The 18854-nt window shown below is 60.2% G+C and carries 12 protein-coding genes; 10 read left to right on the forward strand and 2 right to left on the reverse strand.

Annotation, left to right across the window (positions count from 1 at the left end):
• The first annotated feature begins 159 nt into the window (after positions 1 to 159).
• Entirely contained in the window at positions 160 to 1461 is a 1302-nt protein-coding gene (locus F8N49_RS04175; protein WP_151550874.1) for a hypothetical protein, read from the forward strand.
• A 61-nt stretch (positions 1462 to 1522) separates the two neighbouring features.
• Here the strand turns inward: F8N49_RS04175 and F8N49_RS04180 are convergent, their stop codons facing one another.
• Together F8N49_RS04180 and F8N49_RS04185 are read right to left on the reverse strand one after the other, a co-directional pair.
• Complete coding sequence (locus F8N49_RS04180) at positions 1523 to 6418, reverse strand: NAD-glutamate dehydrogenase (RefSeq protein ID WP_151550875.1); 4896 nt, start codon at positions 6416 to 6418, stop codon at positions 1523 to 1525.
• A 479-nt stretch (positions 6419 to 6897) separates the two neighbouring features.
• Complete coding sequence (locus F8N49_RS04185; RefSeq protein WP_151550876.1) at positions 6898 to 8292, reverse strand: hypothetical protein; 1395 nt, start codon at positions 8290 to 8292, stop codon at positions 6898 to 6900.
• A 293-nt stretch (positions 8293 to 8585) separates the two neighbouring features.
• Between F8N49_RS04185 and F8N49_RS04190 the strand changes: the two genes are divergently transcribed.
• The 9 genes from F8N49_RS04190 to F8N49_RS04230 all read left to right on the forward strand — a co-directional run bounded on the left by F8N49_RS04190 (position 8586) and on the right by F8N49_RS04230 (position 18846).
• Entirely contained in the window at positions 8586 to 8942 is a 357-nt protein-coding gene (locus F8N49_RS04190) for a hypothetical protein (protein ID WP_122601928.1), read from the forward strand.
• A 474-nt stretch (positions 8943 to 9416) separates the two neighbouring features.
• Entirely contained in the window at positions 9417 to 10109 is a 693-nt protein-coding gene (locus F8N49_RS04195; protein WP_151550877.1) for a YcaO-like family protein, read from the forward strand.
• Positions 10110 to 10135: 26 nt separating this feature from the next.
• On the forward strand, positions 10136 to 11842 hold the full coding sequence (locus F8N49_RS04200) for an ATP-binding cassette domain-containing protein (RefSeq protein WP_151550878.1): 1707 nt from the start codon (positions 10136 to 10138) through the stop codon (positions 11840 to 11842).
• A 167-nt stretch (positions 11843 to 12009) separates the two neighbouring features.
• Entirely contained in the window at positions 12010 to 12969 is a 960-nt protein-coding gene (locus F8N49_RS04205; RefSeq protein WP_007913915.1) for a MoxR family ATPase, read from the forward strand.
• A gap of 5 nt (positions 12970 to 12974) precedes the next feature.
• Positions 12975 to 13919: a DUF58 domain-containing protein gene (locus F8N49_RS04210; RefSeq protein WP_016774988.1), complete on the forward strand. Its 945-nt coding sequence runs from the start codon at positions 12975 to 12977 to the stop codon at positions 13917 to 13919.
• Positions 13916 to 14413, forward strand: coding sequence for a DUF4381 domain-containing protein (locus tag F8N49_RS04215; protein ID WP_042606790.1), 498 nt, complete (start codon positions 13916 to 13918; stop codon positions 14411 to 14413). The genes F8N49_RS04210 and F8N49_RS04215 overlap by 4 nt, the downstream gene beginning before the upstream one ends.
• Positions 14406 to 15485: a VWA domain-containing protein gene (locus tag F8N49_RS04220; RefSeq protein WP_151550879.1), complete on the forward strand. Its 1080-nt coding sequence runs from the start codon at positions 14406 to 14408 to the stop codon at positions 15483 to 15485. Before F8N49_RS04215 ends, F8N49_RS04220 begins: the two co-directional genes overlap by 8 nt.
• Complete coding sequence (locus tag F8N49_RS04225; RefSeq protein WP_122750530.1) at positions 15482 to 17218, forward strand: tetratricopeptide repeat protein; 1737 nt, start codon at positions 15482 to 15484, stop codon at positions 17216 to 17218. The genes F8N49_RS04220 and F8N49_RS04225 overlap by 4 nt, the downstream gene beginning before the upstream one ends.
• Positions 17215 to 18846, forward strand: a complete 1632-nt coding sequence (locus tag F8N49_RS04230; RefSeq protein WP_122698113.1) for a BatD family protein — start codon at positions 17215 to 17217, stop codon at positions 18844 to 18846. The genes F8N49_RS04225 and F8N49_RS04230 overlap by 4 nt, the downstream gene beginning before the upstream one ends.
• The last annotated feature ends 8 nt before the right edge of the window (positions 18847 to 18854 follow it).

Below are 18854 nucleotides of genomic sequence, written 5' to 3' on the forward strand. Positions count from 1 at the left end.
CCATCCCTTCCAAATCCACAATCATCCCCCGCTGTCCACTGTCAGGTCTGACAGTGGACAGCGCGACCGAAAGCTTCCCAAATACCAGCACTGCGTTGATTTGCCGGTCTCTATCGACTGATCGCTTTACGCAAAAACAGCGTATTCGAGGAGCTGACCATGACTGAAGTCAAAGACACCGCCGTGCATAACCTGGACCCCACTTTCGGCCCCGACAAAAATGGCCTCACCTGGTTTGAACATCCCGATCAGGAAAACGGCTTCGCCAACGCAGTTACCGTCGCGGCGGACGGCAAGCTGCTGATCGCCGCCAGTGCGGGCAACAAGTTCGCCATTGTGCGGTTGAAGCCTGATGGCACACAGGACGCTTCGTTTGCCCGGGATGGCGTGGCGACCGGGGTTTTCGCGCAGGGCTATAAATCCACGGGTGGCAGCATCAGCATCCTCAAGAACAACAATCTGTTGCTTCAGGGTGCCTTTGTCCTACACGAATACGCACGACCACAGCGCTGCTTGGCGATGTTTCGCAATGACGGAACGCCCGAGAGCGGATTTGGCGACAACGGCGTGGTCATCGTCAGCCAGATTCCGTTGGCCGCCCTCGCGTCGTCCGAGGTAGCACCGGAGCAAAAACGCACTACGGCATCCGATTACAGTGGCCATGCCATTGAACTGGCCGACGGAAAACTGATGGTGCTGAGCAATCATCAATATTCCCCCAATGACCAATACGGTCTTTTGATCAGGCTGCATAGCGACGGGGCTCTGGACACTTCCTTTGGCCAAGGACAGGGTTACATCACGATTCGATACCTGGACAATTCCACGTGGGCTGGCTCACTGATCCGGCTGCAGGACGGCAAATTCGCCATCGCAGGTTACATTTCACGTGAAGACCGCTATCGCGCAATGATCGCCCTCTTCGACGCCGCAGGTAAGCCTGTCAGCAGCTTTGGCGATAACGGTTTTGCCCTGTTCGACCGCCTGGACAAGCTCAGTCAGATCAACCAACTGGTGGAAATGCCTGATGGCAACATCCTCGGCATCGGTAGCGCCACCTCGGAGGATCTTGTTCACCGGGGCGTGCTGGTTTGTGTCGACAGAAATGGCAAATACGCCAGCGACTTCAATGAAGGGAGGCCAGTCCTGACGTCTTATTCCGATGCGCCTTTCGGCATCCAATGGACTGCTGGCACGCTGCGAGAAGGCGTACGCATCGTGTTGCTTTCCAGCACCCACGGCGAAGAAGACTCCGAAATCGTCATTGCCCAGTTCAAATCGGACGGCGCTCCGGATCGCGGTTTTGCCGACGACGGTGTGCTGGTGATCAATCTGACCGACGTGCTCGACATGGCGGGAGGCCTTGCTATTCAGAACAATCAGATTGTCGTAACCGGAACATCCCTGCCCCGTGCCGACGGCGTTGGTAGCTTCGCCTTCCGCTGCGCCGATACGCTCTGAATGACAGACAAGAAAAAGCCCCGCCTCTTTCGAGAGCGGGGCTTTTTCACTCAGCCACTACTTACGCCAGTTCAAGCTCGGCATTCGCAGTGATCGCAGGCACGATCGCTTGCCCGCTCAACGCCAGATCAAGCAGTTCACGGTTGGCTACCGCGTACATGGCGTAGTCCGTACCGCTCGCAGCACGGATTTCCACCAGCATGGCGCGCCAGCGTTCGATCATGCTTTCGTGCTGGGCCATCCACAGCGCCAGGCGTGCTTCCACGTCCTGGGAACCGTCGCCCTGTTGCAGGACGGAGATGGTGATCGCCCGTTGCTGCCAGTCGACGTCATCACGGAACGCTTCACGGGCCAGAGCCTGCCAGTTGTTTTCCACCGGCAAGGCGCTGATCTGTTGCAGGTACCAGGTGATGTCCAGCGCAGAGCCCACGGCGAAGTAAGCCTTGGCCACTTCGGCCGGGTCCTGCCCGGTGACGTCGGCGGCCTCGATGATCGGCAGCAGCGTGTACAGGTGCGAGGTGCCCGCAACCATACGCGCCAGCAATTCCGGTACACCGGCTTCGACGTACGCCTGATAGCGCGACTGCCAGTTCTCGCGGATTTCGCCGCTGAGCAGTTCGTCGAGCTTCAGACCCAGCTCTTTCAGGTGCGGACCGAAGTGCGCGACGTCACGGGCAGCGTTCTGCTCGTTGCGGCGGGCACGCAGGAACCAGCGCGTGGCGCGACGGCCCAGACGCATCAGCTCGTCCATCAGCTCCAGCTGCACGTCAGCGGAAACCTGATAGTCCAGCGCTTCGATCTGACGGAACCAGTGCGGGAGGTGGAAGATGTCGCGCACGATCACGTAAGCGCCAGCCACGTTTGCCGGGCTCATGCCGGTCGACTCTTTGAGTCGTTGCACGAAGGTGATGCCCATGTGGTTGACCAGATCGTTGGCGATCTGGGTGCTGACGATCTCGCGCTTCAGACGGTGACGACGCATGGCTTCGGAGAACTTGCTGACCAAGGTCGGCGGGAACGCCGTTTCCATGTCGCGGGTCAGGTAATCGTCGTCCGGCACCAGCGAGCCCAGCAGCTGCTCTTTCAGGTCGATCTTGCTATAGGAAATCAGCACCGACAGCTCAGGACGGGTCAGGCCGTGGCCCTCAGCGACGCGCTCGGTCAGTTGCTCTTCGGTCGGCAGGAATTCGATGGCACGGTCCAGCTTGCCACGGCCTTCCAGATCGCTCATCAGACGCTTGTACTCAGCGATGCGCGCGTAGGCACGGCGCGCCGCCAGGGACAGGGCCTGAGTCTGCTTGTAGTTGTTGCCCAGCACCAGATTGCCAACTTCGTCGGTCATGCTCGCCAGCAACTGGTTGCGTTGCTTGTCGGTCATGTCACCGGCCTGAACCACTTCGTTCAGCAGGATCTTGATGTTCACTTCGTGGTCGGAGCAGTCCACGCCGCCGGCGTTGTCGATGAAGTCGGTGTTGGAACCGCCGCCATTCAAGCCGAATTCCACACGACCCAATTGGGTCATGCCGAGGTTACCGCCCTCGCCCACGACCTTGCAGCGCAGCTCGTTACCGTTGACGCGCAGTGCATCGTTGGCCTTGTCGCCGACATCGGCGTGGCTTTCGGTGCTGGCCTTGACGTAGGTGCCGATACCGCCGTTCCACAACAGATCCACCGGCGCCTTGAGCAAGGCGTTGAGCAGTTCGGTCGGGGTCAGCTTGTCAGCCTGGATGTCGAAGCGTTCTTTCATCTGCGGCGAGATCGCGATGCTCTTCGCGCTGCGCGAGAAGATACCGCCACCTTCGGACATGATGCTGGTGTCGTAATCGGTCCAGGCCGAACGCGGCAGGTCGAACAGACGCTGACGCTCGACGAAACTGGTCGCCGGGTTCGGGTTCGGGTCGATGAAGATGTGCATGTGGTTGAACGCGGCCACCAGTTGCAGCTTGTCGGACATCAACAGGCCGTTACCGAACACGTCGCCGGCCATGTCGCCGACGCCAACCACGGTGATGCTGTCTTCCTGAACATTGATGCCGCGTTCGCGGAAGTGGCGCTGCACGCCGACCCACGCGCCTTTGGCGGTGATGCCCATTTTCTTGTGGTCGTAACCGGCCGAACCACCGGATGCAAACGCGTCACCCAGCCAGAAGCCGTAATCGATGGCAATGCCGTTGGCGATGTCGGAGAACGTTGCAGTGCCCTTGTCCGCCGCGACCACCAGGTACGGGTCATCGTCGTCATGACGCACGACATTGACCGGCGGCACCAGTGCGCCGTCCTTCAGGTTGTCGGTGATGTCCAACAGACCGGAAATGAAGATGCGGTAGCAGGCGATGCCCTCGGCCGCGATCTCGTCACGGCTGCCGCCCAGTGGCAGACGACGCGGCAGGAAGCCGCCCTTCGCGCCCACTGGCACGATGACCGAGTTCTTCACTTGCTGGGCTTTTACCAAACCGAGCACTTCGGTACGGAAGTCTTCTTCACGGTCGGACCAGCGCAGACCACCACGGGCAACGTTGCCGAAGCGCAGGTGCACGCCTTCGACGCGTGGCGAGTAGACGAAGATTTCAAACTTCGGCACTGGCTTGGGCAGCTCAGGGATCGCGTGCGGGTTGAACTTGAAGCTGAAGTACGACTTGTTCTGGCCGATGGCGTCAGTCTGATAGAAGTTGGTGCGCAGGGTGGCTTTGATCAGGTCGAGGTAACGACGCAGGATGCGGTCTTCGTTGAGCACCTGAACATCGTCCAGTGCGGTCAGAATCGCTTGTTCCAGACGCAGTTGCTTGTCTTCCAGATCATCGCTGCCGAGCTTGCGCGCCAGGTAGAAACGGGTCTTGAACAACCGGGTCAGCTCGCGAGCGATGTCGGTGTGGTTGTTCAGGGTGCTGGCGATGTAACCCAGGTCGAAGCCCAGACGAATCTGCTTCAGGTAACGGGCGTAGGCACGCAGAAGTGCTACGTCGCGCCATGGCAGACCGGCGGTCAGCACCAGACGGTTGAACGCGTCGTTTTCGGCATCGCCGCGCACGATGTGCACGAACGCGTCCTGCAGCGTGTCGTTGAGTTGCTGGATGTCGAGGTCCAGACCTTCAGCGGCGGTGAAAGCGAAATCGTGAATCCAGAATTCGCGGCCGTTGGTGTGGCGCAGGCGATACGGGAATTCACCCAGTACGCGCAGGCCGAGATTTTCCAGAATCGGCAGGACGTCGGACAGCGCCAGCGGCGTGTCGGCGTGATACAGCTTGCAATGCAGCTCGCGCTGGCCGGAGACCTGACCGAGCGGCTGATAGAAGCTCATCACCAGCGGATTTTTTTCGTTGAGGCTCAGCAGGTGCTGCATGTCGACCACGGCCGAATGCGCAGCGAAACGCTCGCGGTAGCCGGCCGGGAAGCCTTTCGGGAAGTCGGCCAGCACGTTGGTGCCGTGGGCTTCGCCGAAGCTTTCGACGGTCAGTGCGGCGTAGTCGTCCTGCCAGCTGCGGCAGGCCTGGACCACTTCTTTTTCCAGCAGCAGCGGGTCGATGTCGAGGCGGTTCTTCGGATCGACGCGCAGAATCAGCTGCACGCGGGCCAGCACGGATTCCGAGAAGAAAGTCCAGAATTCGCAATCGGAAGCCTTCAGGCGCTCCATCAGCACTTGCTGGATCTTCTGGCGCACTTCGGTGGAATAGATGTCGCGCGGCACGTAGGCCAGGCAGTAGCAGAAGCGACCGTACGGGTCTTTGCGCAGGAACACGCGGATCTTGTTGCGTTCCTGGATCTGCACGATCGACATCACGGTGGTGAACAGTTCGTCGACCGGGGTCTGGAACAGGTCGTCACGCGGCAGCACTTCGAGGACCTGCGCCAGTTCCTTGCCCAGGTGAGCCTTGGACTGGAAGCCGGAGCGGCGCTCGATTTCTTCGACCTTGCGGCGGATGAACGGGATGACCCGCACGCTCTCGCCGTACACCGATGAGGTGTACAGGCCCATGAAGCGATGTTCCTTGATGACTTTGCCGTCGGCGTCGATTTCACGGATCGACACATAATCCGGGTAAGCCGGACGGTGTACGCGGCTCGGGTGCGCAGCCTTGGCGAACGACAGCAGGGTCGGTTCGCGCAGGTAGGAGACGGCGTAGTCTTCGATGCGCAGGTCTTCGTAGGTCAGGCCGGTGCGCAGCAGTTTGGTCAGGCCGAGGAAGGAGTTCCGGTCGTACTCGATGTGGCCGCCATCGGCCTGATCGGTAACCACAAACTCTTCGTAGCCGAGGAAGGTGAAGTGGTTGCCCACCAGCCATTCCAGGAAGCTCTTGATTTCGTTCTTTTCGTCGGCATCGACCGGATAGGCGCTGTTATCGAGCTGGGTGAGGATGTCCTGCACCTTGGCTTTCATCGGCTCGAAGTCAGCGACGGCTACGCGCACTTCACCGAGCACCTGCTCAAGCTCTTTGCTCAGCACATTCAGCTCGGCCGCGTTGGCGCAACGGTCGATTTCCAGGTACATCAGCGATTCGTGCAGCACGCCTTCGCCGGTGCTGCCTTTTGGCAGGACTTCCAGCAATTCGCCCTTGCTGCCACGACGTACGCTGAGCACGGTGGTCTGCAGGGTGTGAATGCTGTAGCCGCGACGGTTCAGCTCGGTGCGCACCGAGTCGACCAGAAATGGCAGGTCGTGGTGCAGCACTTCGACCGCGGTGTGGGTCGACTGCCAGCCGTGGCGTTCGTAATCGGGGTTGTAGACACGCACTTGCGGTTGCGCGTGATCGAAGCGCTCAAGCAGGCGCCACGCAGAAAGAGTACAGCCAGCGAGGTCGGAGAGACGACGTTGAGTCAGTTCGTCCAGGGAAATGATGCCGAAGAATTGTTCAGCGAACAGCGCCACTTGTGGCAGTGCCTGTTCACTGATGTGCTGCGCCAGTGCCGCTTGCAGTTGGTGCTGGAAGTCGGCTTTGCTGGCTGCGGTGAAGAACGCCATCTGTGGTACTCCGCTTAAGCTTGTTATTGATGGAAAGCGTCGCGTGCAACACCCCTTTCGGGGCTGGTGTCGCCCTGTTCCTGATTCTCGGGCAGAGGAAACAGGGAGACAGGTGGGTGAAGCTGGACGGGACACTCAGGTCACATTCACCTTCCATGAATGAGCATCTGCAAAAGCGACTGCCAGCACTGCCGGCAATGCCTTTACGGGTGCTCATCCGTTGCGCAGCTTAATGGGTGCGACAATGTGTCTGCTTGCGGTGCTGCGACATATTCGGTCATTGGCACGTAAATGCAGGGTTTGGCCTGCATCAACACTAGCAGGCGTGCGCCGAAATGCAGGTTCGAAACCCCGGTTTCACGGGACTTTCGTGCCAGGTCGGTCACCGAGGACGTTACATATCCGGAAACGAAAACGCCCAAGGCCCTGTTATCGACCCTGAGCGTGGCATCCGGTTCAGCGCCAGCGGTTGACGCGAATCAGTCCGGCAGTTCCTCAAAGGCTCTGAATTTGCTCACCGTGGCGCAGTCGTAGCACGTCGTCTGCAGGATCTGCTTGTCCATGCTGGCGTCAATGTTGCTCGAATCGCATTCGCGGCAGAACAGGCGCAGATGGCTGAGCAAGTCGCTGTCGAACGCCACGGCGGAAAAGAACTGCGGGACCAGTTCGTCACGCCAGTACATGCCCGGCGATTTGGAAAATCCGGCGCCGCTGTCCTTGAGCACCACGTCGTAGAGCAAGCGCTGCAAGGCCGTTTGCGGTACTCGCGCATCGCGATGGGCGTTCTTGCGCCAGTTGCGCGCGAGCGCGTCCTGCGCCGTGCTCAGCATGTTGCGCGGAATGGTGTTGGAGGCGTGACTGCGCCCTTTGGAATTGCCGGTGGCATAAAAGTGCGCGGCGTTTCGTACCGCCAAGCGGGCGAAGTAATACAACTGACTCACCGAGAAGTCCTGCAGCAACTGCCCGACCACCTCCTCGGCACGGGCCTCGGCCGTGAAGGCAAAATCTACTTCAGCGGCCAGCACACGGATGTATTGAATGGACGCTTCTCGGGCGAGACTGAAGACCAGCGAATAGATTTCGCTCTTCCAGGCGGCTTTGACGCTGCCCGACAACTCCTGATACAGCACCTGATACAAATTCTCGCGGGCACAGCGCGTTACGCCGTCGAGCGTGACGCTGGCCAGCCAGCGCACCGCGCTGTACTCGCGGATATTGCAGCCTTCGCTGCGATCGAAGGCGTTGATGTCGGAATCGGTGGAAACTGCCAGCACCCCGGCTTCGTGCAGGCCTTTGAGCAGCTCTTCACGGGCCTCGAACGTCAGGGCGAGCAGCTCTTCTCTGGATGGCGCATTCAACGGCGCAATCCATTCAACGGTCGCGCCGTAACCATCATCCAGCAAAGCGAGCAACGTCAGCTTCTGCACAAACCCCAGATTGGCGTAAGGCACTGCGGGGCATCGCGCGCCATATCGAGCTTCCAATTCCAGGCGATCACGCGTGGCCCGGGCGGCAAGCTGCTGCTGGCGCACCTTGAAACATTCTGTGCAGCTGCAAGTCATGTGGCGGGTATTGGTGCCGGGAAGGCTTTGCTGGTGCTCACAGCGTACGCATTTGAATGTACTGCGCAGCGAAAGCGGAGTACCCCTGGCGTGTCGGCGCACCCACATCGGCAGTTTGCAGTAAGGACAGCTGAGGTCGGCACTGATGACCGGGGGCAAAACCTTGAGCAGACTGCGCATCGTTGCAGGGATCTGAAATTCCTCCATCAGCGCGGCAGTTTTTTCGCCTTCGAGATAGCGCTTGTAGATTTCCTCGATCTGTTCATCGGACAGGTGGCGGATTTCTTCGGCGCGATCGAAATATTGGGTCATGGCAAAGTTCCCTTTTTGGGGTTGTCGTAACGCACTCCATTGCGCAAGAGCGCCGAAACTAACGGTAAAAAGGCCGCGATCACAAGCGAAAAATCGCAATTTCGGGTGGATTTTGCGCATCCGGTAATCGCCTTACGCTGGCGTCGGATTTTCCCTTCTCGCTACTCGGAACCGGGCGACAGAAATGTCCTGCTTTGCCACTTTTTACCGATGCAGGCAGCGCAAACCGGTTGAGACTGGCAAAATCGCGCCTTCGAACAGACTCACCGCCGCCACTGCCCAGGATTTCCCCCATGCAAATGACCACCGCCCTACTGATCGTCAACCCGTGCGACGACGAAGAAGACAACATGGCCATGCTGTGCTGCCACAGCGACAAGGGCGAGATGTTCCTGATGAGCCGTTATCCGGATGAGGATGAGCTGGAGATCACCCTGGATGGCGAGCCTTCGACGCTGGAGGGGGTGAAGGTCACGCTGACGTCGAACCTGCTGAAGATCGAAATCGCTGCGGCGGATGCCGATGCGTTGAATGGGGATGATGTGCTGGAGATCGCTTTCAACCCGGATATGGTGGATATGGAAGAGGTTGTTGAGACTTTGAAGAATATTCTCGATGGGACAGGAACTTTTGTAATTAATCTGGAATAACCAGTTCGGCTCGCATGACAAGATAAATGACGACGGCATTTGATCGCCTCTTATGCCATCGTCATTAATTGCACGCTAATTGACACCTCTACAAGTTCTAAACACCTGCAAACCATAATTCGCGCTAATTTTCCGCATAGAACGCCGCTGTGTTTAACAGCACGAAGTTCGATCCTACTACTCCTCAAGAAGCGCCCTACGCAATCATCGGAAGCCGTCTGATTGCGGGTTCAACTCTCCCTTGTTATTACTCGTTGCGCTTGCAAAAAAACATGCAAGCTCGGCGCGCAAAAAAATGCCGACAACGTGATATTCAATGGAGTCATATGTAATGGGTAGAAAATGTTCTGAAATAAACACCTTCGATGATTTGCCTTATGGCTCGGGCCACTTTGAAGGTTTCCTGGCGACGGAACTGGACTTCTTCGCCTCACTGACCCGCTGACTCGGCCTCCCGATCAGCCAATCCTGAAAATGCCGAAAGTCGATCTTTCGGCATTCAAGCCTACGAGGCTCACCATGTCAGAGCGTGAGATTTCATCCAGGGAAGCGTTTGTCCGAATAAACAATGTTATCCAGACACTGGGTTTGAGAGCGCGAGTGCGCTATGTCGATGACGGTAATCTGGTCGCTACTGCCGAAGCTTTGCAGATCATCATTATCAAAGACGAGTCAGAAGTTTATCTGGCAGTTGCATTCCCACGAACCGGCCCCGGCGACCGACATATATCCGCAATCGGCTCCGGCTGTTCTTTGGACATATTTATCGCCATCCAAAGAGCGGTAACGGAGCAATTCCAATCAAACGCCTTATACGACGCCAACGATGAAATCGCGGACCGAAAGGTACTTGATGTGCTTTGTCAATCCGAGAAACTGAAACAGCTGATAGACTTTGCACCTGTTAAAAACTTGAAACTCAATACCCTGGCGCCGCCAAAAAACCTGCTTGCACTCTCTGTTCCTGAACAACTTGCCTTGCTCCGAAAAAACCTGAGCGGTATGAACAAAGTCCTGTTTTTCAGAACAGTCATGGAGTATCCCGGGACCAACGTAGTTACCCAGACTTATATCCCGGGTCTCGAACGATTCAACATAATCAGAAATGGCCAACCCGTAGCTCCTCAGCACATTCTGCTCGGCACCAGGAGCTCGCCAACGGCGTGATCCAAAACGACCACAGGCACATACTCATGCAGACATTTATAAGAACAGCCTGCGAGAAACATCGACTCCTGCTGGTGATGACAATAGGCGCAACCATCACCCTGAAAATCCTGGCCCTGGCCCCTCCTTTGTTATTGGGCAAGATCGTCGATTCACTAAACGATGCCGATCACACAACGCTGCGTACGCTGCTTTATTTCACCGCAGCTTTTACGCTGGCCGGTTGCATTCAGTCGATGACCACCCCCCTGCAAACGCTGCTGCTCTCAAAGCTTGTCCAGCGAATTGTCATGGGTGCTTCCATCAATTGGATGGCGCGGTTGATGGGCAAGGACTTTTCCCAGTTCGGCACGTGGCGAATAGGACAGTTCATCAAGTCGGTCGAGCGCGGAATCACTGCCCACGAACAGTTGCTGATGTTCTTCGTCACTACGGGTTTTCCCCTGTGTCTGGAGTTTCTTATTGTGGCCGGCGCATTCTGGTATATGGGCGGAGCCTGGGTTTTCTGCGCGCTAGCTGGCCTCGGTGGCTGTTATCTCTACGCAACTCACCGGATCATTCGATGGCGCAGAAAACACATCGATGCTGTTAATGACCAGGAGGATGAGCTGAGTGCAACCTTGGTCAATACTTTGAGGGCTGGTAAATCGATAAAGCTGGAACGCGCCGAACGCACGGCCCTGCAACCCTTGAACCGAGCATTTGAGCGCTACGCCAACGCTGCTGTAACCGTAGCAGGCTCGGGCGGACTGTTGAGCGCGGCGAAGATTTTGTTTATCAGCCTGTCCACCGGCGGTTTGTTGGCTTGGGGAGTCATGGATCAGACGTCCGGACAAGCAAGTATCAGCGTCGGTCAGTTGGTGGCCATTTTCTCTATTGCTGGTACGTTCCTGTTGAATGTATCGGCACTGACCGAAGGCTATCGGGTGCTGGATCAATTCTCGGCTGATCAACGGCGACTCAAAGAATTACTTGCAACTGCTGACTTCGATAACGATCGCCGCCATTACTCTGATGCGTTGCATAACCTATCAACATTACGGCTCGAGCCCTGCGAGATCACCCATAACGGTGTTGCGCAGCTATCAATTGCCAGCCAGATCAGCTTCCGACAGGGCCAATCCGTCGCGATCATCGGGCCCAGCGGCGCTGGCAAATCGACGTTACTCGAAGCGCTGGCAGGACTGGATTTTTCGGTGCGGCCCCGGCTGTTCATCGACGAGCTGTGCATAGATCGCTTAAATGCTCGCGTTCATCTGGAAACGGTGCGTTACAGCCCCCAGTCTCCGCAGTTCCTGGAAGGAAGTTTTGAACAGTCCGTACTTTTCGGTGTTGAGCAGTCGAAAACATTGAACGAGGCAATTCAATCTCTCCAGCTTGATGAAATCATTGGCCGAGGTCACATCGCTGAAAACGCCACCAATATCTCCGGAGGTGAAGCGAAGCGGCTTTCGTTGCTGCGACTCCTGAATCGACCGGGCAAATTCAATCTGTTTGATGAGCCGAGTGCTTCGATTGAACCGAAACTCGCCACACCAGTGTGGGATTTGCTATTCAAGACATTCGCTGGACAGGGCTTTATATGTGTCACTCATGATGTTGAACATCTCCATCGTTTTGACCGCGTGCTCGTCATGCAGCGGGGCGCCATCGTTGATGAAGGCAACTGGTGCGAACTGCTTGAGCGCCCCGCCATCAAGGTCATATTGAACAGCTTGCACACGCAGACCTGAATCGTAGCAACGTCCAGAAACGGCCCTACACAGTGCAAACGGAGGCCGATACTGACAAATCGCGCAAATGCCGTTAGTCGCCGCCCCCCACGATGGATTAAAGTAACGCCCCCAGCCCCGGCGTTATCCGAACGCCCCGGCCACCCCCTTTCCAGGAACAGTCACCGATGGAACATCGTGAAGCGCTGCTGGCGCTGCGAACCTTTCTTTCAACGCAGATTCTCGGCCAGGAAAAACTCATCGAGCGATTGCTCATCGCCCTGCTCGCCGACGGCCATATGCTGGTCGAGGGCGCTCCCGGTCTGGCCAAGACCAAAGCGATCAAAGAACTCGCCGAGGGCATCGAAGCCCAGTTCCATCGAATTCAGTTCACCCCCGACCTGCTGCCGGCCGACATCACCGGCACCGAAATCTACCGTCCGGAAACCGGCAGCTTCGTGTTCCAGCAAGGGCCGATCTTTCACAACCTGGTGCTGGCCGACGAAATCAACCGTGCGCCGGCCAAGGTGCAATCGGCCCTGCTCGAAGCGATGGCCGAGCGTCAGGTCAGCGTCGGGCGCAGCACCTATGAGCTGTCGCCGCTGTTTCTGGTGATGGCCACGCAGAACCCGATCGAACAGGAAGGCACCTATCCGCTGCCAGAAGCCCAGCTCGACCGTTTCCTCATGCACGTCAAGATCGGCTTCCCCGACGCCGCTGTCGAACGGCGCATCCTGCAACAGGCGCGCGGCGAGGCGTTGAACGGCGAGACCAAGCCCGAGCGTCGGGTCAGCCAGCAGGCGATCTTCGCCGCGCGCAAGGAAATCCTCGGTTTGTACATGGCCGACGCAGTGGAGGAATACCTGGTGCAACTGGTCATGGCCACGCGCAACCCGGCCAAGTTCGACCCGGAAATGGCCGAGTGGATCGCCTACGGTGCCAGTCCGCGCGGTTCGATCGCCCTCGATCGCTGCGCCCGCGCCCACGCCTGGCTGGCCGGTCGCGACTTCGTCAGCCCGGAAGACATTCAGGCCGTGCTGTTCGACGTGTTGCGCCACCGCATCATTCTGTCGTTCGAAGCCGAAGCCGCTGGCATCGATCAGGATCGCGTGGTGCAGCGGATTCTCGACGTCGTCGCCGTCGCTTGACCCTCATGAACGCCGCCCTGCCCTCCGAACCCGGTATCCGCATCAGCCTCGCCGAGCTGATCGAGATGCGTCACCGCGTGCGCGAGGTGCAACTGTTTTCTACGCCGAGTCAGCGCAGCCCGCTGATCGGCCTGCATCATTCGAAATTCCGTGGCCGGGGCGTCGACTTCGATCAGGTGCGGGTGTATCAGGCCGGTGACGACGTGCGCACCATCGACTGGCGCGTCACCGCGCGCACGCAGGAGCCGCACACCAAGCTGTTCCATGAAGAACGCGAGCGGCCGATTTTTATCATGGTCGAGCAAAGCACGCGGCTGTTTTTCGGTTCGGGGCTGATGTTCAAATCGGTACTGGCGGCGCAGGTCGCGGCGCTGATCGGCTGGGCCGCGCTGGGGCACAACGACCGCGTCGGCGGGCTGGTGTTTGGCGATAACGAGCACTACGAAATCAAGCCTCGCCGCAGCAAGCAGAGCCTGCTGCAATTGCTCAACCGTCTGGTCAAGGTCAATCAGTCGCTGCACAGCGAGCGCGAGCCGGATCGCGATGCCTTCGGCGTGGCCCTGCGCCGCGCGAGGGAAGTGCTGCGCCCGGGCAGTCTGGCCATCGTCATTTGCGACGAACGCGCGCTGTCCGACAGCGCCGAACAACAACTGAGTTTGCTGGCGCGGCATTGTGATCTGCTGATGTTGCCGCTGTCCGATCCGCTGGATCATGCTCTGCCCGCCGCCGGCCTGCTGCGCTTTGCCGAGCGTGGCGCGCAGCTGGAAATCGACACGCTGAACTTCGACCTGCGCCAGACCTACCGCGCCCAGGCCGAAGCGCGCATAGCTCGCTGGGAATTGCTCGCACAAAAGCTGCGGGTGTTGCTGATGCCGTTGAGCACGCAGAGCGAAATGGTCGAGCAGATGCGCGAGTTCCTCAACCCGCAGCGTCCGGGGAAGGGTCGATGAACGGCCTCGAACAACTGCAACCGCTGATCTCGCCGCCGCCGATAGCCTTCTGGCCACCGGCGCCGGGCTGGTGGCTGCTGCTTCTGCTGTTGCCGTTGCTGGGTTTTGCCGTGTGGAAGCTGCGCCGTTTCATTCCGATGAAGAAACGCCCGGTGGTGCGCGCCGAGCAACCGCTGGACCCGGTACGCATCGCCGCGCTCGCCGAACTGGCGCAAATGCCCAAGCCTTACGATGGCGCTCCGGCCGGTGCCTGGCTGCAACAACTCAACGGCCTGCTCAAACGCCTGTGCCGCAACCACTATCCGTACAGCCAGAGCCACACCCTCAACGGGCGCAAATGGCTGGCCTTCCTCGATAACCGCTGCCCGGCTGCCGGCCTGACGCGCTGGATGGTGCTGGTCGAAGGCGCGTACAAGCCGGAATGCAAACTCGACGACAAAGCCATCGCCGGCCTGACCCAAGCGGTCGACACGTGGATTCGCAAACATGTTTGAGTTCGCCTGGCCGTGGATCTTCGTACTGTTGCCGCTGCCGTGGTTGATGCGCCTGGTCCTGCCGGTGGCCGACAGCGGCGAGCCGGCGCTCAAAGTCAGTTTCCTCGCCGACCTCGAAGGCCTCGCACGCCGCCGCGCCCGCGCCAACTTGCCGGCCTGGCGGCAGCAGGCGCCGTTTATCCTGTTGTGGCTGATTTTGCTGATCGCCGCCGCGCGCCCGCAATGGCTCGGCGAACCGCTGCCGATTGCCGCCAGTGGCCGTGATCTGCTGGTGGCGGTGGACGTGTCCGGTTCGATGGATTTTCCCGACATGCAGTGGCAGGACGAAGAAGTCAGTCGCCTGTCGCTGGTGCAGCACTTGCTCGGCGATTTCCTTGAAAGCCGCGACGGCGACCGCGTCGGCCTGATCCTGTTCGGCAGCCAGGCCTACCTGCAAGCGCCGCTGACCTTTGACCGGCGCACCGTTCGCGTGTGGCTCGACGAGGCGCGGATCGGCATCGCCGGCAAGAACACCGCGATCGGCGATGCCATCGGTCTGGCCCTGAAACGCTTGCGTCTGCGCCCGGCGCAAAGTCGCGTGCTGATTCTGGTCACCGACGGCGCCAACAACGGCGGCGAAATCAATCCGCTGACCGCCGCAAAACTGGCCGCCAGTGAAGGCGTCAGAATCTACCCGATCGGCATCGGCGCCAATCCCGAGGATAGCGGCTCGACCGGCCTGCTCGGGGTCAATCCGAGCCTTGATCTGGATGAGCCGGCGCTCAAGGCCATCGCCGAAATCACCGGCGGCCAGTACTTCCGCGCCCACGACGGCTTGGAGCTGCAAGCGATCAAGGACACCCTCGATCAGCTCGAACCGGTGACTCAGCAACCGACTCAGGCACGTCCGGCGCAAGCGTTGTATCACTGGCCGCTGGCGTTGGCGCTGTGGTTGAGCCTGTTGCTGGTCGTCCGCGAACTGTGGCCGGATAACCCGCTGCAACGCCTGTTTACCAAGCAACTGTATTTGCAAAGTCCACTGCCGGACTGGCGTGAGCGCTTGCAGCGTTTGCGCCTGCGGAGGCGCCGATGATCGCGCTCTGGCCGCACTGGTTCCGCCCTTGGTGGCTGCTGCTGTTGCCGCTGCTCGGCTGGCTGCTCTGGCAACTCTGGCACCGACAGAAACGTGCCGGTCGCTGGCAGATGATTCTGCCGCCGGCGTTCCATGCCGCGCTGCTCAGTGGCGGCAGCGGTCGGCAGAGCAAACTGCCGTGGATCGCCCTTGGCGTGGCGTGGTTGCTGACCATTCTGGCCTTGCTCGGACCGAGCTGGGAGCGCGTCGAACAGACCAGCCAGAAACCCGCCGATCCGCTGGTGGTGGTGCTCGAACTAACTCCGGAGATGCTCGCCACCGACTCGCCGCCGACGCGTCTCGAACAGGCGCGGCGCAAGCTGTTCGACCTGTTGCAGGCGCGCAGCGATGCGCAGACCGCCATCGTCGTTTATGCCGGCAGCGCGCACACGCTGGTGCCGCTGTCGGATGATCTGGCGACCAGTCGCAACCTGCTCGACGCGCTCAAGCCGTCGCTGATGCCGGAAGCCGGCCACCGCGCCGATCTGGCCGTGGGCAAGGCGCTGGCCTTGCTCAAGCAAGGTGCGCTGGGACAGGGACGGATTCTGCTGATCGGTTCGTCGCTCAATGAAGAAGAACGGCGCGGTATCCGCCGCGCGCTGAATGGCGAGTCGACGCAACTGCTGATGCTCGGCATCGGCACCGCCGAAGGTGCGCCGATTGCCCAGGAAGACGGCAGTTTCCTCAAGGACGAGCAAGGCGCGATCCGCGTGCCGCAACTCGACAGTCCCGGCCTGGCGACTTTCCTCAACAGCGTCGGCGGCGAGTATCACCCGGCGCGTCTCGACGAGGCTGATCTTGGCGCCCTCGGTTTGCTCAACGGCCCGCGCAGCCTGCGCGACGACGGCCAGACCGTGCGCCTCGATACGTGGGCCGATCAGGGCTATTGGCTGCTGTTGCCGCTGTTGTTGCTGGCTGCGTGTGCCGGGCGCCGTGGCTGGCTGTTCTGCCTGCCGCTGCTGTGGTGCCTGCCGCAACCGAGCTACGCTTTCGACTTCGAAGACTTGTGGCTGCGCCCCGATCAACAAGGTTTGCACCTGCTCAAGCAGAAACGCCCGGCCGAAGCCGCGCAGCATTTTGACGATCATCAATGGCAAGGGGTGGCGTTGTACGAGGCCGGCGACTACAGTGGCGCCGCTCAGCGCTTCGCCGAGGGCAGCGATGCCCGCGCCCACTACAATCGTGGCAACGCTTTGGCAAAAAGCGGCGAGCTGGAAGCGGCGATCGATGCCTACGAACAGGCGCTGGAACTGCAACCGGATCTGCGTCCGGCGCAGACCAACAAGGCGCTGGTGGAAAACCTGCTGAAGCAGAAAAACGCCCCGCCGCCGCCCGAGCCGGACAACCAGCCCAACGAACAAAGTCTGCCCGGCGATGAGCCTTCGCCCACCACCGCGCCCCCTCCGGCGGTGAGCAGTGAAACCCAGAGCGAGGCGCAACCGGCCGAGTCGGCCAGCGAACCGCCGCCGACCGCCCCGCCGCTGCCCGGCCCCAATGAAATCCCCGGCAGCAACGAGGAAGAGGAAACCGACACGGTGCCGACCCTGCGTCCGAGCGAGAACAACCTCGAAGGCGAGCAGCGTCAGGCGCTCGAACAATGGCTGGGCAAGATCCCGGACGACCCGGGCGAGCTGCTCAGGCGCAAATTCTGGTACGAACAGCAACAACATCAGGATCAGGAAAACAATCGATGACCCGCTTCACCGCTCTCTTGCTGCCCCTGCTGATCTGCACGGCCACCGCTCAGGCGGCCGAGCTGACCGCCAGCGTGGATCGCAGTCGCCTGAACTCCGGCGAGACGGTCGAGCTCACCCTCGAAACTGACGACGTCACCCAGTTCGGCAAGCCCGATCTGTCGGCGCTGGAAGCGTTGTTCGAAGTGCGCGGCACGCGCCAGGTCAACCAGCTCAACACCCTCAACGGCGACAACCGCGCGACCACACGCTGGATCATCACCCTGCTGCCGAAAGAGAACGGCAGCGTCGTGATTCCGCCGCTGCAACTGGGCGAAGCACAGAGCCAGCCGATCACCGTGCAGGTGATCGCCAGCGACAACCGCGAAGACAACAACAGCCTCGATCCGGTGTTCATCGAAGCCAGCCTCGACCAGACCAGCGTCTACGTGCAGGCCCAGGCCATCCTGACTTTGCGCATCTACCACTCGGTTTCGCTGTACGACGACAGCAGCCTGAGCCCGCTGCAAATCGCCGATGCGCGCATCGAACAACTTGGCGACACGCGCACCTACGAAAAAGACATCAATGGTCTGCGCCACGGCGTGATCGAGATGCGCTACGCGATCTATCCGCAACACAGCGGCCTGCTGACGATCGCCCCGCAGACATTCAGCGCCACGCTGGTCGATACCGCGCCATCGGCAGACGCCTCGGGGCCCAAGCCCGGCAAATTGATGCGCGTCAGCTCGGCGTCGATTCCGCTGACGGTCAAACCGAAACCGCTGACCTACCCGGTCGATGCACCCTGGCTGCCGGCGCGCAACCTCAGCCTCAGCGAAAGCTGGAGCCCGGAACCGGATCACACCCAGGTCGGTGATTCCCTGACCCGCAGCCTGACCCTGAAAGTCGAAGGCCTCGCCAGCTCGCAACTGCCGGCCCTGCCCGCCACCGACGTCAACGGCCTGCGTCGCTACCCCGATCAACCGGTGCTGAGCAACCAGAGCAGCGACCGCGGCATCATCGGCAGCCGCGAAGAACGCGAAGCCCTGGTGCCAAGCCGCAGCGGCGCGATCGACCTGCCAACCGTCGACGTAGTCTGGTGGAACACCTTCGAAGACCACCTCGAACACAGCAGCCTGCCCGCGCGCACGCTGCAAGTGGCGAACAACCCCAGCCTGCAAATCGACACCCCGGCCGGCACGCTGCAACCGAGTACGCCCGACAACGACACCCTGTGGTGGTGGAAACTCAGCACCCTGATCCTCGCCTGCACCACCCTGCTCGGCTTCGGCCTCTGGTGGCGCGCCCGCTGGCAACCGGCAATCCACCGCGCCGCCCAGACCGGCCCGAGCCCACGCACCCTGCTCGACGACATCAAACGCGCCAGCCAGGCCAACGACCCCCACGCCACCCGCCAGGCACTGGACGCCTGGGCGCGGCAGCAGCCGGAGACGCTGGCAGACATGGCCGCGCGGTTTGTGCCGTTGTCGGACGCGTTGGATGGGCTGAACGGCGCGCTGTACAGCGAGACCGGGCAGCATTGGCAGGGTGAGGATTTGTGGCGGGCGATTCGTACTATTCCCGCCGCCGAGCGCGTGCAGGATCCGGTGAGTGAGAGTGGGTTGCCGCCGCTTTATCCGAAGTAGATTTTGCT

The organism is Pseudomonas sp. GXM4, assembly GCF_008923895.1.
In the GTDB taxonomy this organism is placed as follows: Bacteria; Pseudomonadota; Gammaproteobacteria; order Pseudomonadales; family Pseudomonadaceae; genus Aquipseudomonas; species Aquipseudomonas atacamensis.

Coding starts and splice junctions, on each gene's coding strand:
- F8N49_RS04175 (WP_151550874.1), top strand. CDS start 160: ATGACTGAAGTCAAAGACACCGCCGTGCATAACCTGGACCCCACTTTC.
- F8N49_RS04180 (WP_151550875.1), bottom strand. CDS start 6,418: ATGGCGTTCTTCACCGCAGCCAGCAAAGCCGACTTCCAGCACCAACTG.
- F8N49_RS04185 (WP_151550876.1), bottom strand. CDS start 8,292: ATGACCCAATATTTCGATCGCGCCGAAGAAATCCGCCACCTGTCCGAT.
- F8N49_RS04190 (WP_122601928.1), top strand. CDS start 8,586: ATGCAAATGACCACCGCCCTACTGATCGTCAACCCGTGCGACGACGAA.
- F8N49_RS04195 (WP_151550877.1), top strand. CDS start 9,417: ATGCCGAAAGTCGATCTTTCGGCATTCAAGCCTACGAGGCTCACCATG.
- F8N49_RS04200 (WP_151550878.1), top strand. CDS start 10,136: ATGCAGACATTTATAAGAACAGCCTGCGAGAAACATCGACTCCTGCTG.
- F8N49_RS04205 (WP_007913915.1), top strand. CDS start 12,010: ATGGAACATCGTGAAGCGCTGCTGGCGCTGCGAACCTTTCTTTCAACG.
- F8N49_RS04210 (WP_016774988.1), top strand. CDS start 12,975: ATGAACGCCGCCCTGCCCTCCGAACCCGGTATCCGCATCAGCCTCGCC.
- F8N49_RS04215 (WP_042606790.1), top strand. CDS start 13,916: ATGAACGGCCTCGAACAACTGCAACCGCTGATCTCGCCGCCGCCGATA.
- F8N49_RS04220 (WP_151550879.1), top strand. CDS start 14,406: ATGTTTGAGTTCGCCTGGCCGTGGATCTTCGTACTGTTGCCGCTGCCG.
- F8N49_RS04225 (WP_122750530.1), top strand. CDS start 15,482: ATGATCGCGCTCTGGCCGCACTGGTTCCGCCCTTGGTGGCTGCTGCTG.
- F8N49_RS04230 (WP_122698113.1), top strand. CDS start 17,215: ATGACCCGCTTCACCGCTCTCTTGCTGCCCCTGCTGATCTGCACGGCC.